This is a genomic window from Chloroflexota bacterium, from assembly GCA_026713825.1.
Classification (GTDB): domain Bacteria; phylum Chloroflexota; class Dehalococcoidia; order Lucifugimonadales; family UBA1127; genus UBA1127.
Genome location: JAPONS010000108.1, coordinates 70,709 through 94,942, shown reverse-complemented (window position 1 = coordinate 94,942; position 24,234 = coordinate 70,709). Strand labels below are relative to the sequence as shown.

The following is a 24,234-nucleotide window of genomic DNA, read 5'->3' as shown; positions in this document are numbered from 1 at the left end:
GCGATGCAGATGTCCGCCTGCGCCAGCGCGGGCGCATCATTGATGCCGTCGCCGACCATGGCAACGATCTTCTTCTCGTACTGGAGCTGACGAATCTTGAGCGCCTTCTCGTCCGGGTGCACACCCGCGATGACCTGCACGATGCCAAGCCGCCGCGCGATGGACTCTGCTGTGCGCTTGTTGTCGCCACTGAGCATGACCGGTTCCATGCCCATTCGGCGGAGGTGGGCCACCACCTCGTACGCCTCAGGCTTGATCGTGTCTTGCACGGTCAGGATCGCGGAGAGGGTGTCGTCGATGGCCACGAAGATTGGGGTCTTTCCGTTGGCCGCCATGGCGCCCGCTCGGGAGGCCACCTGGGTGGCGTCGACGCCCAGGGACGACATCAGCCGGCCGTTGCCCACGGCCACCCGGCGCTTGCCGACGGCCCCAATGACGCCTTCACCGGGGAAGTACGTGAAGTCGGTGACGTCCTCCAACTGGAGGTCCCGCTCCAGCGCTGCATCCAGCAGCGCCCGCGCGAACGGGTGCTCCGAGTTGCGCTCCACCGAGGCTGCCAGCCGTAGGGACTCGCTCTCGCCCACGCCGAACGACATCAGATCGGTCAACACCGGCCTGCCCGTGGTGAGCGTCCCTGTCTTGTCGAGGACGACGGTGTTGGTTGAGTGCGCCCGCTCCAATCCCTCTGCCGAGCGGATGAGCACCCCATATGACGCTCCCACGCCCGTGCCGACTACAACCGCCGTCGGTGTCGCCAGGCCGAGCGCGCAGGGACACGCGACAATGAGCACCGCCACAAACGTCGTGACCGCGTAAGACAGCGAGGGCACTGGGCCCAGCGCGTACCACAGGATGAAGGCTGAAAACGCAATGGTGAGGACCGCGGGCACAAAGTAGGACGCCACCACGTCCACCATCCGCTGCACCGGCGCCTTTGACCCCTGTGCCTCTTCCACCATGCGGATGATGTTGGCCAGCAGCGTCTCGGCGCCCACCTTGGCCGCCCGGAAGGTGAAGGCGCCGGCGCCGTTGATGGTCGCGCCGTACACCGATTCGCCGGGGCCCTTTTCGATGGGCATGCTCTCGCCGGTGAGCATGGACTCATCTATGGCGGAGGCGCCCTCCGTCACGATGCCGTCGACAGGGATGCGCTCCCCGGGGAGCACCAGCACGATGTCTCCTACGAAGACTTCCTCAATTGGCAGGTCGATTTCCTGGCCATGCCGTACGACGCGGGCGGTCTTTGCCTGCATGCTCAGGAGGCGGTTGATCGCCTCCGACGTGCGGCGTCTGCTCGCGGCCTCCATGTACCGGCCCACCAGAATAAGCGCAACGATGATTGAGGCCGTGTCAAAGAAGAGGGTGGTGGGCATGTCCCGGGCGATGAAGTAATTGGGGAAGAGCACGATGAAAACGCTGTACAGGTAGGCGGCGCCGACTCCGATGGAGATGAGCGTGAACATGTTGGCGGTCCTGAACCGCAGCACCCCGAATCCCGATATAAAGAAGCCGCCGCCGGCCCAGACGACGACGGGCGTCGCGAGGCCCCAGAGCACGTACTTGGACTGCAGGAACTCTGGGGCCCAGGTAAAGATGGTGTCGAGGCTGCCGATCAATATAAGGGCGCCCAGCGCCAACGCAACCAACGCTTTGATGCGAAGCCCTCTGACCTCAAGGTCCCGCGCCTGCCGACGTTCGTGCTCACCTTCCAGGGAGTTCGCGGCCACGCCCTCCATGCGGTAGCCGGCGTCTTCCACCGCTTCCTTCAGTGTGTCGAGGGACACCATCCCCGCGATGAAGTCCACTGACGCCTTCTCTGAGGCGAGGTTGACCCGGGCGTTATGCACACCTTGAATGCCGTTCAGCGCGTGCTCCACGTGCATGACGCAGGAGCCGCAGGTCATCCCGCCAATGCTGAGGTTGGTGGTCTCAATGGGGATGGCGAAACCCGCAGATGCAACGGCATGGCTCAGGTCCTGCTGGGACAGCGGATGCTTCGGGAAAACCTCCAGGACGGCGACGGCGGTCACCAGGTCCAGGTAAACGCCGGCAACGCCGGGGAGGGCGCGAAGCGCGTCTTCCAGTTCGGCGGCGCCCTCATCGTCCGTCAGCCCTTCGATGGGAATGGTCACACGGTCTATGACTGCGCTACTCATCGCAACTCACTTTGTCACGTGATTCAAACGGCGTGGACACGCGTTTACGGCTTCGCGCCGTATCTTCTTTGGCCGTTGCCGGGATGCGAGACTTTGTCCCGCATACAAGTGAATAGGATACGCCTCGGCAAAGAGGGCGTAAAGGGAAACGAGTCTCAACTGAACACGGGTATTCGCGCGGGCACAATTGGCCGTGAAGCATCCACGGAAGGCGGCGCGCCCGCATAGTTGCTCATGTAGAATAGTGAACTATGCCGCTGGACGTAACCCTGGTACTCGTTGGCCTGATCATACTCTTTGCCTCCGCCATCAAGATCACCTTTGGCGTCGGCTTTGCGCTTATTGGCACGCCACTTCTCCTGCTGGTCATGGAACCGGACAAGGTGGTGGGCTTCATCGCACCGCTGATTCTGCTGCAGGACTTGATCATTCTGAGCCAGACGTGGCGGCACGTGCCCTGGCGGCACGCGGCGCTTCTGGCCGTCGCGGCCAGCGTGGTGGCCCCGTTTGCGGCGCAGCTGCTGACGATCCTCGATCAGCGGACGCTGCAGGTCACCATTTCCTCAATCATCATTGTCATCGGAATATCGCTCCTCGCCGGGCTGCGCCTCCACATCCGAAGGGAGTCCACGGCGATGGTGGCCGGCGGTGTGGTGAGCGGCCTGGTCTTTCCCTTGTCGGGCATTTCCGGCCCGCCCGTCGCGCTCCTGCTGGTGAACCAGCAATGGCCGGTCCAGACGATGCGGGCCGTGTTGGCCGCCTACTTGGTCGCGCTGGAGGTGGTGACCATCACCGTCTTTGCGGTCAACGGCGTGGTGAACGCCGAGTCCCTGCTGTCCGGCCTCTTCATGCTGCCGTTTCTCGGACTCTCCATCGTGCTGGCGGCTTTCGCCCTGCGGAGGCTGAAGCCCGAGCACTATCGCAGGTGCGTCACGCTCATAGTCGTCTGCGCCTCCCTGCTCGGCATGGTGAACCTCATCCTGAGCTGACGGACAAGTCCCCGCTGTGTCACGAACAGGCGTGGTACACTGAGGGAGATACGCCCTTCCCGAAAGCCGCATTCTGTTGACGCCCAGGCATCCCAACCCTGCAGGAGGCATGTCCGTGAGTCCTCGCCGCCGTAAGCCCATTCCCCAAGAGTACCCGATGCTGGTGCGCCGGGACGTTGTGGTGTTCCCCAGGGTCATGGGACAGGTCATGGTTTTTCGTCCCATCTTTCAACGCGCAGTCGATGCCGCCATGGCGGGCGACCAGAAGATCATTGTTGTGGGTCGCCGGAACCGCGAGGAGCGGGACTTCACCCCGGACGACCTCTACACGGTCGGCACGATGGCCACCGTCCAACGCGTCATGCGCATGCCCGACGGCACAGCAAGCGTCGTACTCGAGGGCATCCACCGCGTCAGCATAGAATCCGTCACCGAGACAGAACCCTACTACCGGGGGGCTGTGCTGCCCATGGAAGAGTCCACAACCGAGTCTATGGAGACAGAAGCTGCCCGCCGGGCCGTTCTTGAACTTCTTGGCGAGTCGGTCAAGATGTCGCACCACCTGGGCGAAGAGGACTACATCGCCGCCCTGAACGCCGTCAATAACGGCGAGGTCGCGGACCAGGTGGCCAACTCGCTGCAGCTTCCCAGCGAGGAGGCGCAGAAGGTGCTGGAGACGCTCGACCCGGAGGAACGCATCGAGAATGTACACAAGCTGCTGGCCCGCGAGCTGGAAGTGCTCCGGCTGCAGAGCCGCATGCAGTCGGCGGTGCAGGAAGAGGTGGAAAAGACCCAGCGCGAGCACATCCTCCGGGAGCACCTCCGCATGATCCAGGAGCAGCTCCGAGACGTTGACCCGACGCACAAGGAGGCCCACGATCTGCGGACCCGCATCGAGCAGGCGGGCATGCCGGAGGCGGCCGAGCAGAAGGCGCTGGAGGAGATGGACAGGCTCGCCATGATCCCCAGCATCTCCCCGGAGTCCTCGGTCTTGCGAAACTACCTGGACTGGCTGGTCTCACTGCCGTGGAGCAAGTCGACTGAGGACAACCTGGACACGGTCCATGCGGCAAAGGTGCTGGAAAAGAACCACTACGGCCTGCAGAAGGTGAAGGAGCGCCTGCTGGAGTACATGGCAGTCCGCAAGCTCTCGGCGGGCAAGCTGCGGTCGCCGGTGCTCTGCCTCGTGGGGCCGCCGGGCGTCGGCAAGACGTCGCTGGGGCGCTCCATCGCCGAGGCGCTGGGGCGCGTCTTCGTGCGTGTCAGCCTGGGCGGCGTCCGCGACGAGGCGGAGGTGCGAGGGCATCGCCGCACGTACGTCGGCGCGCTTCCGGGGCGCATCGTGCAGGCGATGAAGACTGCGGGCGTCGTCAACCCCGTCTTCATGCTGGACGAGCTAGACAAGATGGGCTCGGACTTCCGCGGCGACCCGTCGTCGGCCCTGCTGGAAGTACTGGACCCCGAGCAGAACCACGGATTCAGCGACCACTACCTGGAGGTCCCTTACGACCTCTCCAAGGTGCTCTTCATCGCCACGGCGAACGTGCTCGACCCCATAATCCCGGCGCTGCGGGACCGGCTTGAGGTGCTGGAGCTTCCGGGGTACACGGAGGACGAGAAGATCCACATTGCGCAACGCTTCCTTGCGCCCAAGCAGGCGGAGGAGAACGGGCTCGGCGAGAGGCCTGTAGCGTGGGGCGAGGAGCCGCTGCTGCAACTCATTCGCGGCTACACCCACGAGGCCGGTGTCCGGAACCTGGAGCGGGAGATCGGCGGTGTGGACCGCAAGGTTGCGAAGACCATCGCCGACGGCGGCAAGCCGCCCACCCGCATCACGATGAGCTACCTCGCCAAGGCAATCGGCCCGGCGCGGTACACGTGGGGCGCGGCCGAGGAGCAGGACGAGGTCGGCGTCGCGACGGGCGTCGCGCGCACGGCCGTCGGCGGCGACGTGCTCTCCGTCGAGGTGAGCGTGGTCGACGGCAAGGGCGACCTGACGCTCACCGGCTCCCTCGGCGACGTGATGAAGGAGTCGGCGCAGGCGGCCCTCAGCTACGCGCGTGCGCGCTCAGACAGCTTCAAGCTGCCGCCCAAGGTCTTCGAGGAGAACAACATCCACATTCACGTGCCCTCGGGCGCGGTGCCCAAGGACGGCCCCTCGGCGGGCGTGACGCTGGCGACGGCGCTGGTGTCGGCGCTGGGCCGTATGCCCGTTCGTAAGGATGTCGCCATGACGGGCGAGGTCACCCTGCGCGGGCGCGTGCTGGAGGTTGGCGGCATCAAGGAGAAGGTGCTGGCTGCGCACCGGGCCGGCATCAAGACCTTCGTGCTGCCGAAGAAGAACAACCGCGACCTGGAGGACGTGCCGACGCAGGTGCGGCGCACACTGACCTTCGTCCCCGTCGAGAACATGGACGAAGTGCTGGCCGTCGCACTGCTGCCGGTGGTGCGGCCTGAGGCCTAGGTTGCGGCCCTATTGACAATCTGAGAGAATCTTTACGGTAGCGGCCGGCCAATTGAACGGGAACCGGCCGGAGAGAGGTGCAACGTGTTTGGGCTATTCCGAGGCGGGTTCGGCCTGCCCGAGATCATTCTGGTCCTGTTCATTGTCCTGCTGCTCTTCGGCGCGACGAGGCTGCCGCAGCTTGCAAAGTCAATGGGCTCCGCCATCAAGGAGTTCCGCAAGGCGGCCGGCCCCTCGCTGGACGAGGGCGCCCCGGACACTACTACCAGGCGCACGAGGTCCAAGAAGGCATAACGTTTTGCTGGTGACATGATGAGGGCCCCGCTCCAAGGTGCGGGGCCCTTTTGCTTTGCCAGTCTCCAGTCGCGCCCCTACTCTATGGACACCAGGTAGTGGTAGTGCGGCTGCCCGCCGTAGACCACCTCGACATCGAGGCCGTCCGCCACGCTCGCGAGCGCGTCAGCGGCGATGAGGGCGTCGCCGTGGGTGACGTCGCCGCCCCAGTAGAGCGTGACCAGTGAACCCTCCTCCGGCTCCGCCGCGCGCACCAGGGCGACGAGAGCCTCCTGCACCGTTGGCGCGGAGGCCGCCAGCTTGCCTCGCAGCAGCGACATCACCTCGCCCGCCCGCACCTGCGCGCCGTCGATGGCGGCGTCGCGGACGGCGGTGACGACTTCGCCGTCGACCAACGATTCGGCGCCCTCCGCCATGGACTCGGCGTTGCCGTCGAGGTTGCCGACGGGGGAGAAGGCGAGCATCGCCGCGATGCCCTGCGGCAGCGACGTCGTCGGCACGACACGCGCCGGGACCGGGGACATGTCCGCCGCCTGCCGCGCCGCCGCCACGATGTTCTTGTTGTTGGGCAGCACCACCGCCGACTCGGCATTGAGCGCCCTAATGCCCTCCAGCAGCTCCTCTGTGCTGGGGTTCATGGTCTGCCCCCCGGAGACGATGACCTCGACGCCCAGGCTGCGGAAGACCTCCTCCAGGCCGTCGCCGCGGACGACCGCCACGACGCCCACCGCAGCGGGCGGGCCCTCGGCGCGGGCTGCACGGAAGTCCCTGTGCTGGTTGTCCATGCTCTCGATCTTGACCTGGTCCACCACGCCGACCGCGCGGCCCATCTCAAGCAGCGTGTCGGGTTCCAGCGTGTGGGCGTGGACGCGCACCGTCCGCGTATCGCCGATGACGACGGTCGAATGGGCCATCGCGTCGATGGTGGCGCGGAGGCCCTCCGGGTCGAGCGCCTCGCCGGTGATGATGAATTGCGTGCAGAAGCCGAAGACATCCTCTTCCACGGATTGCATGAAGCTGTCCGATACGTGACCAAGCCCCTCAACGTTCTCCATCCGAATGGAGGTGGGGTCCTCGCCGCGAAGCGCTAGCAGGCCACCCTCAAGCAGGACGGCGAATCCCTGCCCGCCGGCATCTACGACGCCGGCATCGTGGAGCACTTGAAGCTGCTCGGGCGTTTGCAGCACCGCTTCCTTGCACACGATGAGCCCGGCCTCCAGCAACGACAGCGCATCCTCGACGGTCGGTGCGGCGCCCTGCATGGCCTCGCCGGTGCGGCGCATGACGGTGAGCATGGTGCCCTCGACGGGGTTGCTGACGGCGCGGTACGTGGCGGCGCCGCCCTGCGCGAAGGCCTCGGCGAGCTGTGCTGAGTCGGCATGTTGAAGCCCCTCGACGGCCTGTGCGAGCCCGCGAATGAACTGCGAAAGGATGACGCCGCTGTTGCCGCGCGCGCCCATGAGCGCGCCGTGCGCGGCGGCGCTCGCGACGCCCGTGAGCGTTGAGCCGTCGGCCTGCTGCGCCGACTCGACGACGGTCTTCAGGGTGAGGAGCATGTTGGTGCCGGTGTCGCCGTCGGGCACGGGGAAGACGTTGAGGGCGTTCACCGCCTCGAGGTTCACTTCGAGCGCCTCGGCGCCCCCGGAGAGCAGGGTCAGAAGGCCCGCGGCGTCCAGTCGTGTTGGCGTACCTTCGGTCACCCCGCACTCCCCCCTCTCAAGGTATCCGTCAACTTGCCCCTGTGCCAAAGCTGTGCTAATGTAATTTGGAAATTGTAAACAAGCGGCAATACGCCGTCAAAAGGCAGACCATGGCAAGTTGTCAAATATGCGGCAAGGTTGGCGGCAGCGGCCACAACGTTAGCCACTCCAAGCGGCGCACCAACACCCGTTGGCTTCCCAACGTCCAGCGGGCAACGATGGTGATCAAGGGACAGCGAGTGCGGGTGAAGGCTTGCACGCGGTGCATCCGGAGCCAGTACAAGCCCTCTCGGGTTAGATAACCCCTGACGTTGCACGTTCCTCTGATTGCGCATCAGTCGAGGTGCGCCGTCTCTGCGTCACCTAGCCGGCATGGAAGCTGCCGCGCAACCGGGTCATCGCCTCCGCGACGCTCTCCCTCTTATTGAAGATGGCGGACCCGGCGACGAGGACTCTCGCGCCGTTCTTCACCACTTCATCCGCCGTCTCAGCATTGATGCCGCCATCCACCTCAAGCTCCGTCTCCAGCGAGCGCTCGTCCAGCATCGCGCGCACCCTGCGCACCTTGGGAACGACCGACGAGATGAATCGCTGACCGCCGAAGCCGGGGTTCACGGTCATCACCAGCACCAGGTCCAGGTCGTCGACTATCTCCTCCAGGACGCTGGCGGGCGTTGAAGGGTTCAGGGCAACGCCGGACCGGGCCCCCGACTCCTTGATGAGATGGACAGTCCGGTGCAAGTGCGCAACGGCCTCAGCATGCACGGTGAGGATGGACGCGCCAGCCTTCGCAAAGTCCGGGATGAGCTGGTCAGGTGAGTCCACCATCAGGTGCACGTCAAGCGGCAAGCTCGTTCGAGAGCGCAAGGCGTCCACCAGCATGGGGCCAAAGGTCAGGTTGGGGACAAAGTGGCCGTCCATGACGTCGACGTGAATGTAGTCGGCGCCGGCGGCCTCAGCCTCGGCCACCTGGGCGCCGAACGCAGCGGCGTCCGCGGAGAGGATGGACGGCGACACCTTAACGTACGAAGTCCCTGGCATTTTGGTCTCCTGTTGCATGGACAGTTTCTCAGTAGGGGCAAGGTTATGATATAGCATAAAGTGCCCCTGCTTTCCATCTTGGTGCAAGAAGGGAGGTATCGAGGGCATGAACCCCGCCGTACTGGCCGTCCTGACCGGCCTGTTCCTCGCCCTTGCCTCCCTCTACATTCGGTGGGGCCTGGAGCGTGGCACGCCCGGCGCCGCAGTGCTCATCGTCAACCTGATCAGCGCGGTCGTTGCCTGGCCGCTCTACCTGCTCTTCTCCCCTCATTTGGGCATTTCCAACTGGGCTGTGTTTGCATTCATTGCAGCCGGTGTGACAGGGCTCTTTCTGGGCCGGGCGTTGCTGTTTGCCGCCATGCAGAGGATTGGCGTAGCCGTCTCGACTCCGCTGTACAACGTCCAAGCGCCCCTGTCCGTCATGGGCGGCGTGATCCTGTTCAGCGAAGCAGTCTCACCACTCATAGGGTTGGGAACCGTGGCGGCAGTGGGCGGCGCCGGCCTGCTTTGCCTTGGCAAGTTCAGCCTGGGTCTGGAGCAACGGGCACAACTTCGAGAACTGGCGATTCCCGTAGCCTCCGGCATTTGCATTGCGGTCGGGTTTGTGCTGCGGAAATGGGGGCTGCTGGAGACCCCCGACATCTACCTTGGCCTTGCCATCATGACGTCGACGGCGTTCATCATTTCACTTGGCTCAGCCGTTGTCCACCGGCAGACGATCCGCTTTCCGACGGGCCGGCCTTTGATGATGTTCGTCATTGCGGGGCTCATGACCAACGTGGCCCACCTCACCAGTCTGGCGGCGCTGCTGCATGGCAAACTTGTGGTAGTCATCCCCCTGCAGAACACTGAGATGCTCTTCGCGCTGCTGCTCTCCCTGGTGTTCCTGCGCCGGCTCGAGCGGATAACCCTCGCTGTCGTGGCGGGGGCGGCGCTCGTGATGACGGGAGCGGTGCTGGTTAACCTGTGACGAGGCGGCTACAGTAGGGCGGAGCGCCGCACGCCGGCGCCAATTCACAAAGGGCGGTGCCTGTCCGAATGCCTCCCGCACTCCTCGCCGTCGTCGCGGGCATGTTCTTCGCGCTGGCATCGTTCTTCACCCGGCTGGGCCTCGAACGGGGAACCACGGATGCGGCGGTGCGAACGGCTGCGCTGGTCGCCGTTGCCGTATCCTGGCCGCTGTTCGTCTTCCTCGCCCCGTGGATGAGCCTCTCAAGCTGGGCGGTGCTTGCCTTCGTGGGGGCTGGAGTGTGCGGGCCCTTCCTGGGACGGCTGTTGCTGTTTACGGGATTGCAGCGTGTGGGCGTCGCCGTAACCACGCCCATATACAACGTGCAGGTGCTCTTCACCGCGGTCGCCGGCGTGCTGTTCTTCAGCGAGACGCTCACGCCGTTCATCGGCGCTGGGACGGTGGCGATGCTGGTGGGCCTTGCGCTGCTGGGGTTGGACGCCTCCGGCGGCAACCGCGACAGGCCGCGGCGCCCGCTGGACCTGCTGTTCCCTCTGGGCGCCGGGTTCTTCATCGCCATCACGTACGTGTTCCGCAAGTGGGGGCTGCAAATAACGCCCGAGATCTTCCTCGGTCTGGCGGTGATGTCGTCGACCGCGCTCCTGACGTCGATGGGCGCGGGCGCCGTCAAGGGGCAGGCGCTCTCCATCCCTCGCGGCCGCACGCTCCTGCTGTTCACCATCGGCGGAGCGATGGCCATCACGGCCCATCTGTGCGTCCTGGGCGCGCTGTTGCGAGGCGACCTGTTGATTGTGGTGCCTCTGCAGAACATGGAGCCGCTCTTTGCCGTGGTGCTCTCGAGACTCTTCCTGCGGCGCCTCGAGCTAGTCTCGCCGGCCATCGTAGCGGGCGCGGCGCTGGTGGTGACCGGCGGCGTGCTCGTCAACCTCTAGGCTACGCGAGGGCAAATGGAAAGGGCGCCCCGTTGGAGCGCCCTCCCGTTTTCTACGCTGTATCGCCTAGTCTGTGCCCAGGTTCCGCTTGAAGAAGGCCAGTGTGCGCGGCCAGGCGTCGTCGGACGCTTCCTTGTTGTAGCTGACGCGGCCGTCGCAGAAGAAGCCGTGGCCGGCGCCCTCGTAGACGTGGAACTCCACGTCTTTGCCCGCGTCCTTTAACGCCTGCTCGATGCGCTCGACGTGTGCGACGGGGATGCCTGCGTCCTCCGAGCCCCAGAAGCCGATGACCGGGCACGCGACTGCGCCGGCGTGGTCGAGGCCGTTGGGCGCGCCCGCGGGGGCGTCGTCGCGGGGGACGATTCCGCCGCCGTAGTAGATGGCCGCGGCGGAGACGCCGGGCACCGCGTGGGAGGCGAGGTAGACCACGCCGCCGCCGAAGCAGTAGCCCACAATGCCAACGTTGGAGTTGGCGCGGGCGTCGCTCTGCAGGTGCGCCATCAGCGCGTTCAGGTCGGCCGTGATGCCCTCGGGCGTGGTGGTGGCCCGCAGCGCGAAGGCCTCTTCACGGTTGTCGTAGGAGACGGTCAGGCCGTCGCCCTGCCGGTAGAACAGGTCGGGGGCCACGGCGTAGTAGCCCTCGGCGGCGAAGCGGCTGGCGACGTCCTTGATGTGGTCGTCGACGCCAAAGATCTCCTGGATCACGATGACCGCCGGGTGAGGGCCGTCGCCCTCCGGAAGATAGGCATAGCCGGTCATGGTGCCATCCGCCGTGGAGATGGCGAGTTCCTCAGATACAGTAGCCATAGTTCCTCCTCTGAATCTTGGGTATGCCCGTATTGTACTGAACCTGCGGCCGTCCGCAACCACGATCCGGTTAACGCGGCGTTGGCGTGCTTACATTGACGCCTTGTCCACTGCCCCTCTGGACCCTGTCGAAGGGCGACACCCGTGTGCGACTATGCAGCCGCTACAGGTCGAAGCTGACCACCACCGCGGCGTTTACGATGACCGTCGAGTCGTCGCCCGCCTCATTGGGGATATCGAGGCCGCCCTGCACGACCTTGATGGTGTTGTTGTTGCCGTGGGGCAGCGCCTCCAGCACGGCCGCGCCGTCGACGGCGTCCGGGTCCGGCGCGGCGATGATCACGTCCACCAGCATCTCGTCGACGCCCTTGCCGAGGTGGCGGGCGGCGCCAAAGCTGTTGTGCCAGATGGCCTCGCGCACAGCGCGCTGCGCGGCCTTGGTGTAGTCGCGCCCGTGCAGGTCGACGCCCATGCCCATCTCCAGGAGAAACCGCTTCTTGGCCATACAGGTATACCCCCTCGCAATCGTTCGTCCGGTGAACGTATCATACGGGAGCCGGCGTGGCCACGCTACTTGTGGCGAGGAAGAGGGAGGGCGTCATGCACTGGTGCAGGTTTCAGGATGGAGCCGGAGCCGCATACGGTGTCGTGGACGGCGGCACGGTACGCGCCATGACAGGCAGCCCCTTCGACGGCGGCGAGGCGGTCGCCGCTGGAATGGCGGGCGATGAGTCGAGGCCGCTGGCCGACGTGAAGCTGCTCATCCCTTGCGTTCCGCCTACCTTCTACGCGGCCGGGGCCAACTACCGCGCGCACTTGGCGTGGGCTGCGCAGGCCCTCGGCGGCAGCGGCGCTGCGCCGCCCCGCGCCGACATCGGCTACCGCGCGGTCAACAGCCTTATCGCCCACGATGAGGCCATCATCATCCCGCGCGACGCCACCGGTCCCGTGCAGGTCGAGGGTGAGCTGGCCGCGGTCATCGGCCGCACGGCCAAGGGGCTGACGCGCGAGAACGCCCTCGACTGCGTGCTCGGCTACACCATCGGCAACGACGTCAGCGAGCGCACGTGGCAGCGCGGCGACCGCACGCTGTGGCGCGCGAAGAACACGGACACCTTCAACCCGATGGGCCCGTGGGTTACCCCCGGCCTGGACCCGGAGGCGCTGACGGTCATCACCCGCATCAACGGCGAGGAGGCCTCGCGGTACTCCACCGGCGATGCCATCTACTCGCTCGTCGACTTCCTTGTGGAGACCACCAAGTACGTCACCCTCTACGTCGGCGACGTCATGTGGCTCGGCTGCGACGGCGCCACGCCCGACATCGTTCCCGGCGACGTCGTGGAAATCGAGATCCCGGGCATCGGCACCCTGCGCAACCCCGTCGAGGGGGAGTAGGCGGCCGAGAGCGCCCACATCCCCGCCATGCAGGCCCCGGTTGCATCACGCCGGGGCGGTTGTCGCGTTGGGCGCGGCAGTCTCATTTATCCCGGCCGCCGTCACTGCCCACGCAATGGCAATGCAATCCCGCACGGTCTTCGCCAGTCTCAATTTGCCCAATCTCGTCGTCCGTCCATAACGAAAATGAGCATCATACGTTTTAATTATTAAAAGGACGCGGTTACAAAAACTCAGCAAATAGAGAGAAAAGAGGGGCATGGCAGCTCCTGCATCTAAGAGGGAGGAAGACATGAACGCGTTTAACGCCGACCACAAGTTTAACAGGGTCCGCCCGGTGTTGGCGCTCGCTGCGCTTGGGTGCGCGGCCGCCGCATTGCTGGCCGTTCGAGCCCGCCGCCATCACAGGGAAGGGCTCGACTAGCCGCTCGGAATGAGCGGCTTCAGGTAGCCCACCCTTCCCCATTGGCGTTCGCAGTCCGCTGCGGGCGCCAATGGGTTTTTTGGGCCGCGACGGCGGGAAGGGTTCGCGGGCAAGGGTCTACGGGCCAACAGACCACACGACCCAAAGCCTTTCTCTATTGCTGTCAGCACAATTTGGCCAAAAACAACCAAAGGTCTTGCAATTCAGAAAAGGGCGTGTGGACAATAAAAGTAAGGGGCCTCGACTGAACAGCGGGCAAACAAACAGGAGACCCGGCGACGGCAGCCAACGGCGTCGCTCTCCGATGCCCGAGTAGATAAACAACAAGGCGGTCTCAAGAGGCGTGGCTGTTACAGCCAGGAGGTAGATATGAGCAGGCGGGTATTCTTGACTATTGTTGTTGGGTTGGCGCTGGCCGCGTTCGCATTCGCTGCCTGCGGGAGCGAGGATGAGGGCCAGGTGACGGAACCCGTTCCGGTTATTGAACCCACGCGGGCGCCCGAGCCTGCGGCCGTCTCGGAGCCGGAGCCCACCGTCGTGATGTCGGGCGGCTTGGACCTCTCGGCTGAATGCCTCGGCGGCGGCGCGTTGACGGACGTCAATGCCGTCATCTCCTGCAACCGGCAGGCAATGGATGGGTTCACGAGCTTCTCGTTTGACGGCTCCTTCGATCTTATGGCCGCGTTCCCGGTGCCTGGCGCTCCACCCGGCGGGGCCTCCATCAAGCTGAATGGCGGCATGGTCAAGCCGGACAAGACCAGCTTCACGCTGACGCTGGGTCCAGAGGGACAGACGATTGAGACAAGCGGCATCCTGATCGGCGACGACTTCTATACGCAGGACCCGGCATCCCGGCTATGGTTCAAGGCTGTGTCGCAGGACGAGCAGTCGCTGGCCCCCCTGCAACTGGTCAGCATGCTGTTCTTGCCCCAGGACGTTCCCACCACGCTGAATGGCGTCATTGACCTGGACGAAGGCGGGAAGGCCTACGTCCTCCTCTCGGACCAGGCCGATCTGGGCGAGGAGGCCGCCATGTTCGGCCTCGATGAGAGCGGGATCACCCGCCTCGTCGGCGTGGATGACTTCCTGACGAAGGAGGTCCGCGTCACCGTGCAAGGTACGGACGGCGAGACCCGTGACCTGTTCTCCGTCCGCTACCACGGCTTTGGCGAGGACCTGAGCATCGAGGCTCCCGAGAGCTTCGTGGAACTCCCGCCTGACGCGCTCTCCGGCGGCGTGCAGGAACCCGCGACTGTGCTGGGGCTCGCGCGCAATGCCGAAGGCCATGTGGAGGTCCAGTTCAGCAAGCCCGTCTTTGTGGAGGGCGAGGTGGTCCTGTACGTCCTGGAGCCGTCCACCGGCGGCTGGGAGCTGCCCTTGCTGAGCGGCAGCGGCACCGACACCCTCGTGTTCGACGCGGCGGCGGAGGGCAAGCCCACACTGGTAGCGGGGGAGCATGAGATCGCCTTCATCGGGTTCGGCAACGACGCGCAGATCGTGGGCGCCGACGGCGTACAAGCCAACGACCTCTTCGACACCTGGACGTACGAGTAGGCGCACAAAGGGGTGGCCGGCCAACGGTGCATCCGGCCACTCCTTTGGTTATCGCCGCATCCCCACGAGTGGCTGTCCCGTTTGCAATGTCTGCTGATGTCTCCTGCGCCAAAGAAGGACAATTACCCCCCTTCCGCAATGCTCCGCACTACTCGGCTTGGGGATCATTGATCTTGAGCACCGTCAGGGGAGTGGGGTTGGGGTCAACAGGAAAGGAAACAAACACCTGCACCCGGGTATTGTCTGAGGATTCTTCATCGTGCGGGAAGTGTGCAATGTTCCAAAAGTCCTCGGACCGCTGTAGCACAAATGTGACGTGGCCGCCGGGCTCCGGTGGAACATTGGGAACAGGAACGGGAGTGACCACGATGAACTCTGCCGTTTGTTGGTCCAACAGACCGAATCCGCCGGCAGATCTGTCCGCTCCCTCGTTTGTCAGACGGCCGAATTTGACCAGCACCCGGCCGTCGTCCAGGAGTTGCAGGAGCGCCTTCAACGATGGCGCTTCGTGAATTGTTGGAATGCCATCGCTGTCAAAATCGGCGCCACGCAAATAGCAGCCTATGTAATGCCCACCCTCCTCATCATTTGCCTGGTAGAGGTCGGCCATAGCGAGGACCAGTTTCTCTGACGTGGCGCACCAGAAGTGATTGGGCAACGGGCAATCCGCGTGGTAGGCCCTGACCAGTCCCACCAACACGTCGACGCCGTGCTGGGCCAGCTCCTGACTGCTCAGGCGGCCCCAGGTGGCAATGGAGATCGTATCCCCTTCTTCATACGGGACATCGCTTTGCAACGTTGCATTACCCTTCTGGGCGGTAGTTGTTGGTTACGACAAGACTTCTGGCTGCAATCCAGCGCCTCAAACCACGGTACATGGAAGAAGCCGTAGTCCCAAGTGCGCCGGAGCGCCAAATACGACTCCGCCGCTAACGCCATTCTCATGACATTCAGCGTTGGCAGCTTTCCTCGACTGGGTCTGCGCCAGTCATTCAGCCGCCCCTTCCCGCCTACCCCGGCGCCAGGCCCATGACCATGTCCCGCAGGGTGACGATACCCACGGGGTCGCCCGCGTCGTCAACCACCAATGTTCGCGATATGCCGAAGTGCACGAGCAGGCGGGCCGCATAGCGGGCCTGCATCTGGGCGCGGACGGTCAGCACCGGCTTCGACATGATTTCGTACACGTTCACGCGCTCTGCGGCCCGGTTGGTGGCGACGACCTCGCGCGCGATATCCGTGACCGTGATCACGCCGAGTTCGTCGTCGCTGCTGCGGCGCTCAACCACCAGTGAGCTCACGTTGTATTCCTTCATGGCGACCATGGCCTCCGCGACTGTGGCGAGGCCGTCGATTGTCTTGACGCCGGACACCATCAGGTCGGAAATCTGTACAGTATTCTGCTCCGTCACAGCGCGCCCTCCAACTCCGCCAACAGGGCGGTCGTCTGGGAGTTCAATCCCACAGCGTCCTCTATTGAAAGCTGGACCGCGATGCCGGCGCCCTCCTGGGTCTCCATCATGCCGGCGTCCCGGATGCGCTCGAGGATGTAGCGGGCCCGCGGTTCCATGACCAGAAAGAGAAGGACGTCCCGGCTCACGCCAAACTTCAGGCCTAAGAACGACCTTCCCGGTTGCAGTCCTTCTCCCCTGACGCTTTTGATGATGGTGGCGCCGGTAGCCCCGCCGGACCGAGCCGCTTCAATGACGGCCTCGGTCTTGTCATCGTCGACCATCGCAACAACGAGAGACAGCTTCATGGCCGGACCTCCTTTGTCTGCCGTTTCTTCCGCCAGCGCTCAACCCTTTCCGCAATTATCGCATAGCCAAGCACGGACATGATGGGAAATACGCTGGCAAACGCAATGAGACCAAATCCGTCGATCAAGGGGCTGCGTCCGGGCACGCTCGCGGCGAGGCCGAGGCCCAGCGCCGTAACGACCGGCACCGTCACCGTCGACGTCGTGACGCCGCCGCTGTCGTAGGCCAGCGGCACGATGGTGCGGTTGCTGAGGTACGTCTGGATAATGACGATGACGTACGCGACGACGATGTACCACGGCAGCGGCGTGCCTGTCACGATGCGGAAGCACCCCAGCGACACGCCCGCCGCGACGCCGACGGCAACCGCGATCCGGAGCCCAAGCGCGTTCACGGCGCCCGCCGAGACCTCTTCCGCCTTCAGTGCAACGGCGATGAGCGACGGCTCCGCAACCGTTGTCGCAAAACCGATGGCCGCGGCGAAGCAGTAGATGAGCCAGTAGTCCTCCCACCGGACGACCTGCGCCAGCGCACCCGCGCCCGACGCGCTCTTCTCGACAAGCTGCTTTGCCATCGTCTCGCCGATGGGGAAGAGCGCCTCCTCCAACCCGATGAGGAAGAGCGCCAGCCCCAGCAGCACCATGACGGACCCGGCCGCGATGGCCCGCATGTTCGGCAGTCTGCGCCGCAGCACCGCCACCTGGAAGAAGACCAGGATGGCGACGATGGGGATGACGTCCCGCAACGTCGTAAGTGTGGTGGTGACGATGACATTGAGGAAGTCGATCATCACGTCACCATCCCGTAGCCGAGTACGCAGATCATGGGCGTCAGGCTGGCGAATGCGATGAGGCCGAAGCCGTCCAGCATCGGGTTGCGCCCGCGGATCGTCGTCGCGAGCCCCACGCCGAGCGCGGTGATGAGCGGGACGGTGATGGTGCTCGTGGTCACCCCGCCGGAGTCGTACGCCACGCCAACGATCTCCTCCGGCGCGAAGATGGTCATCAACATGACGAGCACGTAGCCGCCGATGATGAAGCGGTGGATGGGCCATCCCTTAACGATGCGCAACACGCCGAGGACGATGGCCAAACCGACGGAGAACGCGACCACCAGCCGCAGTTCGAGGGCGTAGGTGTCCCTCGCGGCCTGGCTGGCTCGGATGAAGCCCGCCTCGGCCGCCACGTCGGAGGCCTCAGCCGCGACGGCGATGAGGGCGGGCTCCGCGACCGTCGTGCCGAAACCGAGGCAGAAGGCCAGCGTCAGCAGCGCGGTGACGCTGCCCTTGCGCGCCATGCCCTGCGCCAGCGCCTCGCCAAGCGGGAAGAGGCCGCTCTCCAGCCCCTGGATGAACAAGGCAAGGCCCAGCACCACGAACACGAGCCCGACGAGCACGTTGATCAGGTCCGGAAAGGGCTGTTGGAGGACAACAACCTGGAAGAAGGCGATGACGGCAAAGATGGGCGCCAGGTCTCGTAGCGCGCCGAGAACCTGCTTGGACATCGCAACAGCGAACTGGGGCACACCACGCTCCTATGGCATGACTCTTCGGGAGAAAGACTTGCGGCGCTGTGCGCGGCTACACCATACGGAGCAAGCCGGAGCGGGTCAAGGGCAAGAGAGTTCAAGTGAAGAGCTACTTGTTGGCTTGGGCACAGGATCTAGAATCTATGCGAGATTATTCAGTTACTTCCTTAGCCTTTGCAGTCATTCGGTAGCGAACCGGCTTGCCGCCTGGGTTGTCGATAACAACTCCATGGGATTGGAGAAGCGGCCAGATGTTGTTCTTGAACTCTGTGCCGAATGCAGCCCCACCTGCCTTCGCTACCGAATGGTTGGCCCATTGCTTCTTGATGATGGGCTGGCACTCAGTGCTCTTGAATGTGCCAATTTCGATGTTCCTAATGACGGCAAGGGCCATTTGTGCCCAGGTACTATTTTCGACACTCAACTTCTCGTCAGGCATTCGACTAGAGGAAGGCTTTTGTGCCTTCGAGGTCTTGCTCTTGCTGGGTTGCGCCGGAATTACGTGCAGGTTCTCCTGAGGGAAAAAGCGCTTTACAGTCGGGGATAGAGAGGAAGTTTGGTCAATCACCACCCAGGTGAAAGGCACTACGCCGCTGTTCCCTGTAATTCTCAGTTCATCCCGAATAGCGGCAAATAGGGAGATGAAATCACTGTCGTTGCTGAGTATTACAATGTGGCTAACTCTCTCTCTTAGCAAGTCAGCCATCGACCTAGTTGCCATGGCAATGTCTGCAGAATTCTTGGTTTGAGATTGGCTAAAGTGCTGAGTCCCAAAGATCGAAACCGTTAGATTCCTAAATTGACTATTTGCCCATAGCTGCCACAGTTCCATTTGATCAGCCTGAACGAAGAGGCCCAAATGTGTAGGCGAAGGGGCGCTCACAGGCCAAGACTCAATCAACTCTTGGATCACCGTCTCGCCGCCTTGCTGTAGATTCTCCACATCTACATACAAGCCGGATCCGGGATCAGCGCTCTTCTTGCCGAGAATCGAGGGACCCTCTTCGATGTTCATATTGGTGTTTGTCTGCGCGTCCAACTTGCCTCGCTCTCCCTACTGCAACCGCCGCATCGTCGGCGAGAAGATGAGCACGATGGTTGCGATAGCGATGAACGCCAGCGCGAGGATGGACAGCCCCGCCGGCGCTCCCCAGTAGTCGGCGATGAGCGTTAGCGGCAACACGCCTATGGGCATGAGCCCCCACATGAGCCCCTGGATGCTCATGACACGGCCCCGGTAGGTCGGGTCCACGTACTCGAGCGTCAGGGAGGCCTGCAGCGTCATTCGCGCAGACTGGATGAGGCCGACCACTGCGAGCATCACCAGTCCGAGGGCAAATACCGGCAAGAACTCCGAGATGGCCGCAAATCCCAGGAGCGTCAGCCCCGAAATGATAGCGGAGCCCACAAGCAACCGGCCGCGGTTCCCGGCCTTCTTCATGCCCGCGACGGCGATGGCGCCAGCCATGCTGCCCAACCCCAGGACCGCCAGCATGAAGCCGAGGCCGGCCTCCTCAACGCTGAAGTTGTCCCTCGCGAACAGCGGCATCACGAAGCGGATTGGCGCCATCATCATCACCTGCACAATGCCCATGATCAGCAACAGCATGATGACAGTGTCGCGGCGTATGTACTGGACGCCCAGCACAATGTCGCCGATGGGGCTGCGGCCGGACCTCTCGCCCTCGGGGTAGTGCTTCTTCACCTGCGTCGTAAATGCGAACGATGCAATGTTCATGCACCCGATGAACACGTACAGCATGGCCATGCCCAGCCACCCGGACAGAGGCCCGGCGATGGCGGGGGCGGCCATGGTGGTCACGCTCATGACGAGGGCGCTCAGCGCGGCGGCGTTCATGATGAGGTGCCGCGGCACAACCTGCGGCACGATGGCTTGCCGCGCCGGCATCATGAACGGCATGATGCATCCCTGGATGAATGCGGCGACCATCAGGTGGGTCCAGTGAATGACATCCGTGTAGATGAGTGTGGCGATGCTCATCGCCATGATGGCGAACAGGATCTGGCTGACCTGGATGATGCCGCGCTTCTCCCACCGGTCGACGAAGACACCGCCGAACAGGCTCAGGGCCAACCCCGGCACGCCGTTGGCGGCGGTCACGACGCCGAGCAGCTTGGGGTCGCCGGTGAGGTCGTAGACGTAGAACCCCTGCGCGAAGGCCATCATCTGCATCGCGCCCATCGCCAGCAGCGAGCCGGTCCAGAGGAAGCGGAACTCCGTGTTGCCGAGCGACCGGAAGGTGCGCTGCAGCCACGGACCACTCTGCTCGGCTTCGGCGCCGGGCGGTCCGCCCCACGGCCCTCGACCGGAAGGAGGTGCGCCCTCCTGCTGCGGCCGGGCGTCCTCAGGGGCTTCCCTTGTTGGTCTGGTGGTCATGGGCTCCAATCAATTAAGGCCATTCCATACCAAGAGGCCCCACCCCCCCTGGGCAGGGCCTCCCGGCTCCATTCAACACGAATCTACGCGTTCGCCGCCTCAAGCACGGGGCGGCGGGACGTCATGCGGTGTTCCTTCAGCTCCTTGACCGCCTCGTCGACGGGGAAGTCGCTGGGGTAGAACTTGCGAACGGTGCGGGCCTTGTAGGCATCGGGCATGCTCGGCTCCGAGGGCTCCTCGCCCTCCATGAGCCTGCGGGCCGTGCGGATGAGGCGCTGCCGCACGCGAATGATGCCCTCGTCGGAGCGCACCAGGTGCTCCTTCTCGCGCTCGGCGATGGGCCCCCACTGGTCCTCCATCATCGCGATGTCCTGCAGCGGGAAGTTCTTGATTCCGGTGAACGAGTAGTTCTTCTGCGCGATCCGGTCGACCTGGTAGTCGTTCTGCATGTTTGCAACGGGGTAGAACGAGCCTGGGACGAGCTCCGGGTGTGTGAACTGCCCGTACTTGTACTCGGCCAACTCGTAGTCGGGGATGGGGTCGTAGCTCCAGCGCAGCCGGAAGAACATGCAGTTCTCGTCGTCGATGGGCACGCGCATGTTGCTGGAGAAGATGCCGGGGCCGGCAATGCCCGCCGTGCAGAAGATCGGCATCATCCAGTGGCCGAGGCTCAACAGCTTGCCGCGCTCCGCGTTGCCGCTGGAGACGAACTCGATGCCGCCGTCCGTGTCCTCGATGTCCACGTAGAGCTGTCGCGGGTCCTGGAAGGTGTTGCCGACCTGGCTCACCTGGAGCGCCCGGTTGGACGCGTTGTTGTCGAGGGTCGAGTGCAGGTAGACGGCGTGGCTCGGGTCGTAGTCGCCCTCCATGCCCTGCAGGTAGTTGCACTGGAGGATGAACTTCATCAGGTAGCGGTTCTCCTCCGGCTGGTCCAGCCAGTCGAAGCCGGGCATGGGCGGCTGCCTGTCCTTGGGCCCCATGTAGGCCCAGACGAGACCGCCGCGCTCGACGGTCGGGTACGCCTTGATCTGCACCTTGTCCTTGTAGGTCTCGCCCTCGGGGCTGTTGGGCAGATCGACGCAGTTGCCGTCGACGTCGAACTTCCAGCCGTGGTACACGCAGCGAATGCCGCACTCCTCGTTGCGCCCGAAGAACAGGGGCGCGCCGCGGTGCGGGCAGTAGGAGTCGACGAGTCCGACCCGGCCCTCGGTGTCCCTGAACCCGATGAGCTTCTCATTGAGGACGGTGACCCGCACCGGCGTGCTGTCGGCGTTGGGGACCTCCTCGGCCAGCATCACGGGCAGCCAGAAGCGCCGGAACAGCTCGCCCATAGGCGTGCCGGGGCCTACTTGCGTGATCAGATCGTTGTCTTCCTTGGTGAGCATCCACAGTCCTCCTTGGTAGTCTCGGTCGGTGCGCGCGTCATACGCCGCCCACCGGCACAAGCATCATGGAAAGCATAGCAATATGCGAAAGCGTTGGCAACGGCGGTAGAGATGGCCCTGCCCTGAGTTTGCCGCCCCCCTACACTACCTGCGTGTACATGTCCACGAGCGCCACGCGGCCCTCCTCCACGACGGCCTTCACCGCGCGCTCGAAGGCGGGCTTGAGCTCCTCCGCCCGCTCGATGGGGCCCTCCGCGTACGCGCCGAACGACCGCGCCAGCCCCGCGAAGTCCACCGCCGGGTCGTCGATGTCGATGCCGATGGTGCGCCGCTCCATGGGCCGTCCGCGAACCTGAGCCATCGAGCCCTGGTGGCCGAGGTCGTTGCCGTACGTGCGGTTGTTGTACATGACGATGAGCAGCGGAATGCGGTGGTGCACGGCGGTCCAGATCGCCGCGGGCGTGAAGAGCATGTCGCCGTCCGATTGGATGTTGATGGTGAGCCGCCCCTTGTCGCGGTTTGCCAGCGCCACGCCGACCGCGTGCGGCAGCCCCTCGCCGAGGCCGCCGCCTCCGCGCGCGCTCACGTCCTGGTACGGGTGCTTGATGTCCCACAGCCGCTGCACCCACCCGCGCAGGTCGCCGTTGCCGATGACCCAGTCGTAGTCCTTCACGACGTCCCACAGCTCCTGCGCGATGGTCGAGAGCGCCAGCGGGTGGTCCTCGTAGTGCGCTTGTGCAGTCGACTGGTTCCGGGCCAGCGCCGCCTCGCTCAACTGCGCGATGCGCTCGCGGCGGGCCGTGATGGCTGCCGCGCTGCCCACGGCGTCGTCCAGCCGCCGCTGCACCAGGTCGGCGAGGGCCGGCGTCGCGAGCGACGTGTCCGCCGCGACGGACAATGCCGTCGGGTACAGGCTGCCGTGGTCGTCGGCCCAGCTCTTCACCTGGAGTTGCCGCAGCGAAATGTCGATGAGCATGGCGTCCGGGCGCAGGATGTCCTCTGTCTTTCGCGTCGCCCGGTCCAGCCGGGTCAGCTCCTGCTGCAGGTCGTACACGTCCAGCGCGAGCACCACGTCGGCCTCCGACAGAAGCTCCTCTCGGCTCTCGGTCGCGTAGAGCGGGTGGCGCGTCGGGAAGTTGAAGAAGTCGCCGCCGTTGATGACCGGCAGCGCGAGGCTCTCGGCCAGCCGCAGCAGCCCCTGCGTGGCCTCCTCCGAGCGGCCGAGGAAGTTCGCGAGCACCACGGGGCGCTCGGCCGCCATGAGGGCGCTCGCCACCTGCTCCAGCGCCGCCGGGTCCGCCTGCATCCGCGTCGGCGCCGGGAATCGCGAGACGTCGGGCATCTGGTACGGCTCGGTCAGCTTCTTCTCCTGCACGTCGGCGTCAAAGCAGACGTAGACGGGCCCCAGTGGCTCCGAGGTGACGAGGTTGTACGCGCGGATGAGCGACTCGACGGAGGCCTCGACGCTGGAGGGCTGGTCGTCCCACTTCACGAAGTTGCGGACCGCCTCGCCCTGCACGTTGGCCGTGTGGATCCAGTCGATCCACGGGCGCCGGTGGTTGGCGTCGAGCGGGCCCGTTGCGCCGAGCACCAGCACGCCGGAGCGGCCCATCCACGCGTTGAACATCGCCATCGACGCGTGCAGCAGCCCGACGATGTCATGCACGAAGGCCGCCATCGGCTTGCCTGCCGCGCGCCCGTACCCCTGCGCGAGCGCGACCGCGATCTCCTCATGGTTGCAGAGGATGAACTCCGGTCGCTCGTTGCCCAGGTGGTTGACTACCGAGTCGTGGATGCCGCGGAACGTGGCGCCCGGGTTCATCGAGACGTACTCGATGCCCAGGGCGCGCAGCGTGTCCACGATGACGTCCGAGCCGTACTCGGTGGGTGCAAAGCCATTTTGGCGGGGATCGGTCGTCATTGGGGCCTCCTGTGGCGCTATTAGGCTGTGGCGGCGTGCTCCGGAAGGGGGTCGTCCCATGTAAACGGGACATCCTCATCCCCGCGGCCCGCCAGGAAGAGCTCCCGGGCATTGGGGTACTCGTAGTAGACCTCAAGCGTGTTGCCGTCGGGATCGTGGAAGTAGAGGCTGCGCTGGCTGACGTGGTCCATCATGCGCTGCACCTCGACGCCGTCGGCGATGAGGCTGTCGTACGACTCGCGCAGCGCCTCATAGCTGCCGACCTTGAAGGCGATGTGCAGCACGCCGACGCCGTCCTGCTGGCCGACGGGCGGCGTCGCGCTCTTGGGGTCACCGACCTGCGAGAGGTCAATGGTGTGGCCGTCGCCGGGCAAGCTCAGGAAGACGCCGCCGTGGTCCGGGTCCTGCTCCATCATCTGGAAACCCAGCACCTGCGTGTAGAACTTCTTGGAGCGCTCCACGTCACGCACCTTGATGAGGCAGTGGCCAATCCGTTCAAGCTTGACCGGCATGA

24 protein-coding genes are annotated in these 24,234 nt (G+C 64.6%); 9 read left to right on the top strand and 15 right to left on the bottom strand.

The features are described from left to right. Positions 1-2,156, bottom strand: a 2,156-nt coding sequence (locus OXC99_12695; protein MCY4625840.1) for a heavy metal translocating P-type ATPase, incomplete at its 3' end; no start/stop codon positions are given. A gap of 251 nt (positions 2,157-2,407) precedes the next feature. On the opposite strand from OXC99_12695, the gene OXC99_12690 reads away from it, so the two are divergent. From OXC99_12690 to tatA, 3 genes are all read left to right on the top strand, one after another. Continuing rightward, complete coding sequence (locus OXC99_12690) at positions 2,408-3,145, top strand: sulfite exporter TauE/SafE family protein (GenBank protein ID MCY4625839.1); 738 nt, start codon at positions 2,408-2,410, stop codon at positions 3,143-3,145. Between the two features lie 109 nt (positions 3,146-3,254). Beyond that, positions 3,255-5,609 carry an endopeptidase La gene (gene lon / locus OXC99_12685; GenBank protein ID MCY4625838.1) on the top strand — a complete coding sequence of 785 codons (2,355 nt, stop codon included), beginning with the start codon at positions 3,255-3,257 and terminating at the stop codon, positions 5,607-5,609. A gap of 84 nt (positions 5,610-5,693) precedes the next feature. Continuing rightward, the gene (gene tatA, locus OXC99_12680; GenBank protein MCY4625837.1) at positions 5,694-5,903 is read left to right on the top strand and encodes a twin-arginine translocase TatA/TatE family subunit; all 210 of its coding nucleotides are present in this window, start codon (positions 5,694-5,696) and stop codon (positions 5,901-5,903) included. A 77-nt stretch (positions 5,904-5,980) separates the two neighbouring features. Here tatA and OXC99_12675 read toward each other — a convergent pair whose 3' ends face one another. After that, positions 5,981-7,603 carry a DAK2 domain-containing protein gene (locus tag OXC99_12675; GenBank protein ID MCY4625836.1) on the bottom strand — a complete coding sequence of 541 codons (1,623 nt, stop codon included), beginning with the start codon at positions 7,601-7,603 and terminating at the stop codon, positions 5,981-5,983. Between the two features lie 110 nt (positions 7,604-7,713). Here OXC99_12675 and rpmB point away from each other — a divergent pair, with 110 nt between their 5' ends. After that, positions 7,714-7,905, top strand: coding sequence for a 50S ribosomal protein L28 (rpmB, locus tag OXC99_12670; protein ID MCY4625835.1), 192 nt, complete (start codon positions 7,714-7,716; stop codon positions 7,903-7,905). A 61-nt stretch (positions 7,906-7,966) separates the two neighbouring features. On the opposite strand, the gene rpe is transcribed toward rpmB, so the two are convergent. Beyond that, the gene (rpe, locus tag OXC99_12665) at positions 7,967-8,644 is read right to left on the bottom strand and encodes a ribulose-phosphate 3-epimerase (protein ID MCY4625834.1); all 678 of its coding nucleotides are present in this window, start codon (positions 8,642-8,644) and stop codon (positions 7,967-7,969) included. Between the two features lie 106 nt (positions 8,645-8,750). Between rpe and OXC99_12660 the strand changes: the two genes are divergently transcribed. Together OXC99_12660 and OXC99_12655 are read left to right on the top strand one after the other, a co-directional pair. After that, positions 8,751-9,614 (top strand): DMT family transporter, encoded by an 864-nt coding sequence (locus OXC99_12660; GenBank protein MCY4625833.1) that lies wholly within the window; start codon positions 8,751-8,753, stop codon positions 9,612-9,614. 68 nt (positions 9,615-9,682) lie between these two features. Further along, positions 9,683-10,546: a DMT family transporter gene (locus OXC99_12655; protein MCY4625832.1), complete on the top strand. Its 864-nt coding sequence runs from the start codon at positions 9,683-9,685 to the stop codon at positions 10,544-10,546. A 66-nt stretch (positions 10,547-10,612) separates the two neighbouring features. Here the strand turns inward: OXC99_12655 and OXC99_12650 are convergent, their stop codons facing one another. Together OXC99_12650 and OXC99_12645 are read right to left on the bottom strand one after the other, a co-directional pair. Continuing rightward, the gene (locus OXC99_12650) at positions 10,613-11,353 is read right to left on the bottom strand and encodes a dienelactone hydrolase family protein (GenBank protein MCY4625831.1); all 741 of its coding nucleotides are present in this window, start codon (positions 11,351-11,353) and stop codon (positions 10,613-10,615) included. Between the two features lie 163 nt (positions 11,354-11,516). Then, entirely contained in the window at positions 11,517-11,858 is a 342-nt protein-coding gene (locus tag OXC99_12645) for a Lin0512 family protein (GenBank protein MCY4625830.1), read from the bottom strand. A 95-nt stretch (positions 11,859-11,953) separates the two neighbouring features. On the opposite strand from OXC99_12645, the gene OXC99_12640 reads away from it, so the two are divergent. The 3 genes from OXC99_12640 (at position 11,954) to OXC99_12630 (ending at position 14,729) form a co-directional block, all read left to right on the top strand. Then, positions 11,954-12,751 (top strand): fumarylacetoacetate hydrolase family protein, encoded by a 798-nt coding sequence (locus tag OXC99_12640; GenBank protein MCY4625829.1) that lies wholly within the window; start codon positions 11,954-11,956, stop codon positions 12,749-12,751. Positions 12,752-13,043: 292 nt separating this feature from the next. Further along, positions 13,044-13,175: a hypothetical protein gene (locus tag OXC99_12635; GenBank protein MCY4625828.1), complete on the top strand. Its 132-nt coding sequence runs from the start codon at positions 13,044-13,046 to the stop codon at positions 13,173-13,175. A 369-nt stretch (positions 13,176-13,544) separates the two neighbouring features. Further along, entirely contained in the window at positions 13,545-14,729 is a 1,185-nt protein-coding gene (locus OXC99_12630; protein MCY4625827.1) for a hypothetical protein, read from the top strand. A gap of 148 nt (positions 14,730-14,877) precedes the next feature. Here OXC99_12630 and OXC99_12625 read toward each other — a convergent pair whose 3' ends face one another. The 10 genes from OXC99_12625 to OXC99_12580 all read right to left on the bottom strand — a co-directional run bounded on the left by OXC99_12625 (position 14,878) and on the right by OXC99_12580 (position 24,232). Beyond that, on the bottom strand, positions 14,878-15,525 hold the full coding sequence (locus OXC99_12625; GenBank protein ID MCY4625826.1) for a hypothetical protein: 648 nt from the start codon (positions 15,523-15,525) through the stop codon (positions 14,878-14,880). Positions 15,526-15,739: 214 nt separating this feature from the next. Then, entirely contained in the window at positions 15,740-16,141 is a 402-nt protein-coding gene (locus OXC99_12620) for a CBS domain-containing protein (protein MCY4625825.1), read from the bottom strand. Next, on the bottom strand, positions 16,138-16,488 hold the full coding sequence (locus OXC99_12615) for a P-II family nitrogen regulator (GenBank protein MCY4625824.1): 351 nt from the start codon (positions 16,486-16,488) through the stop codon (positions 16,138-16,140). Before OXC99_12615 ends, OXC99_12620 begins: the two co-directional genes overlap by 4 nt. Further along, entirely contained in the window at positions 16,485-17,279 is a 795-nt protein-coding gene (locus OXC99_12610; GenBank protein MCY4625823.1) for a DUF1538 domain-containing protein, read from the bottom strand. Before OXC99_12610 ends, OXC99_12615 begins: the two co-directional genes overlap by 4 nt. After that, the gene (locus tag OXC99_12605) at positions 17,279-17,992 is read right to left on the bottom strand and encodes a DUF1538 domain-containing protein (GenBank protein MCY4625822.1); all 714 of its coding nucleotides are present in this window, start codon (positions 17,990-17,992) and stop codon (positions 17,279-17,281) included. Before OXC99_12605 ends, OXC99_12610 begins: the two co-directional genes overlap by 1 nt. Before the next feature lie 175 nt (positions 17,993-18,167). Beyond that, positions 18,168-19,055: an NYN domain-containing protein gene (locus OXC99_12600; GenBank protein ID MCY4625821.1), complete on the bottom strand. Its 888-nt coding sequence runs from the start codon at positions 19,053-19,055 to the stop codon at positions 18,168-18,170. A 15-nt stretch (positions 19,056-19,070) separates the two neighbouring features. After that, positions 19,071-20,414: an MFS transporter gene (locus tag OXC99_12595; GenBank protein ID MCY4625820.1), complete on the bottom strand. Its 1,344-nt coding sequence runs from the start codon at positions 20,412-20,414 to the stop codon at positions 19,071-19,073. Between the two features lie 83 nt (positions 20,415-20,497). Further along, positions 20,498-21,799, bottom strand: a complete 1,302-nt coding sequence (locus OXC99_12590; GenBank protein ID MCY4625819.1) for a Rieske 2Fe-2S domain-containing protein — start codon at positions 21,797-21,799, stop codon at positions 20,498-20,500. Between the two features lie 139 nt (positions 21,800-21,938). After that, entirely contained in the window at positions 21,939-23,720 is a 1,782-nt protein-coding gene (locus tag OXC99_12585; GenBank protein MCY4625818.1) for a thiamine pyrophosphate-binding protein, read from the bottom strand. 20 nt (positions 23,721-23,740) lie between these two features. After that, positions 23,741-24,232 (bottom strand): VOC family protein, encoded by a 492-nt coding sequence (locus tag OXC99_12580; protein MCY4625817.1) that lies wholly within the window; start codon positions 24,230-24,232, stop codon positions 23,741-23,743. Positions 24,233-24,234: the final 2 nt, after the last annotated feature.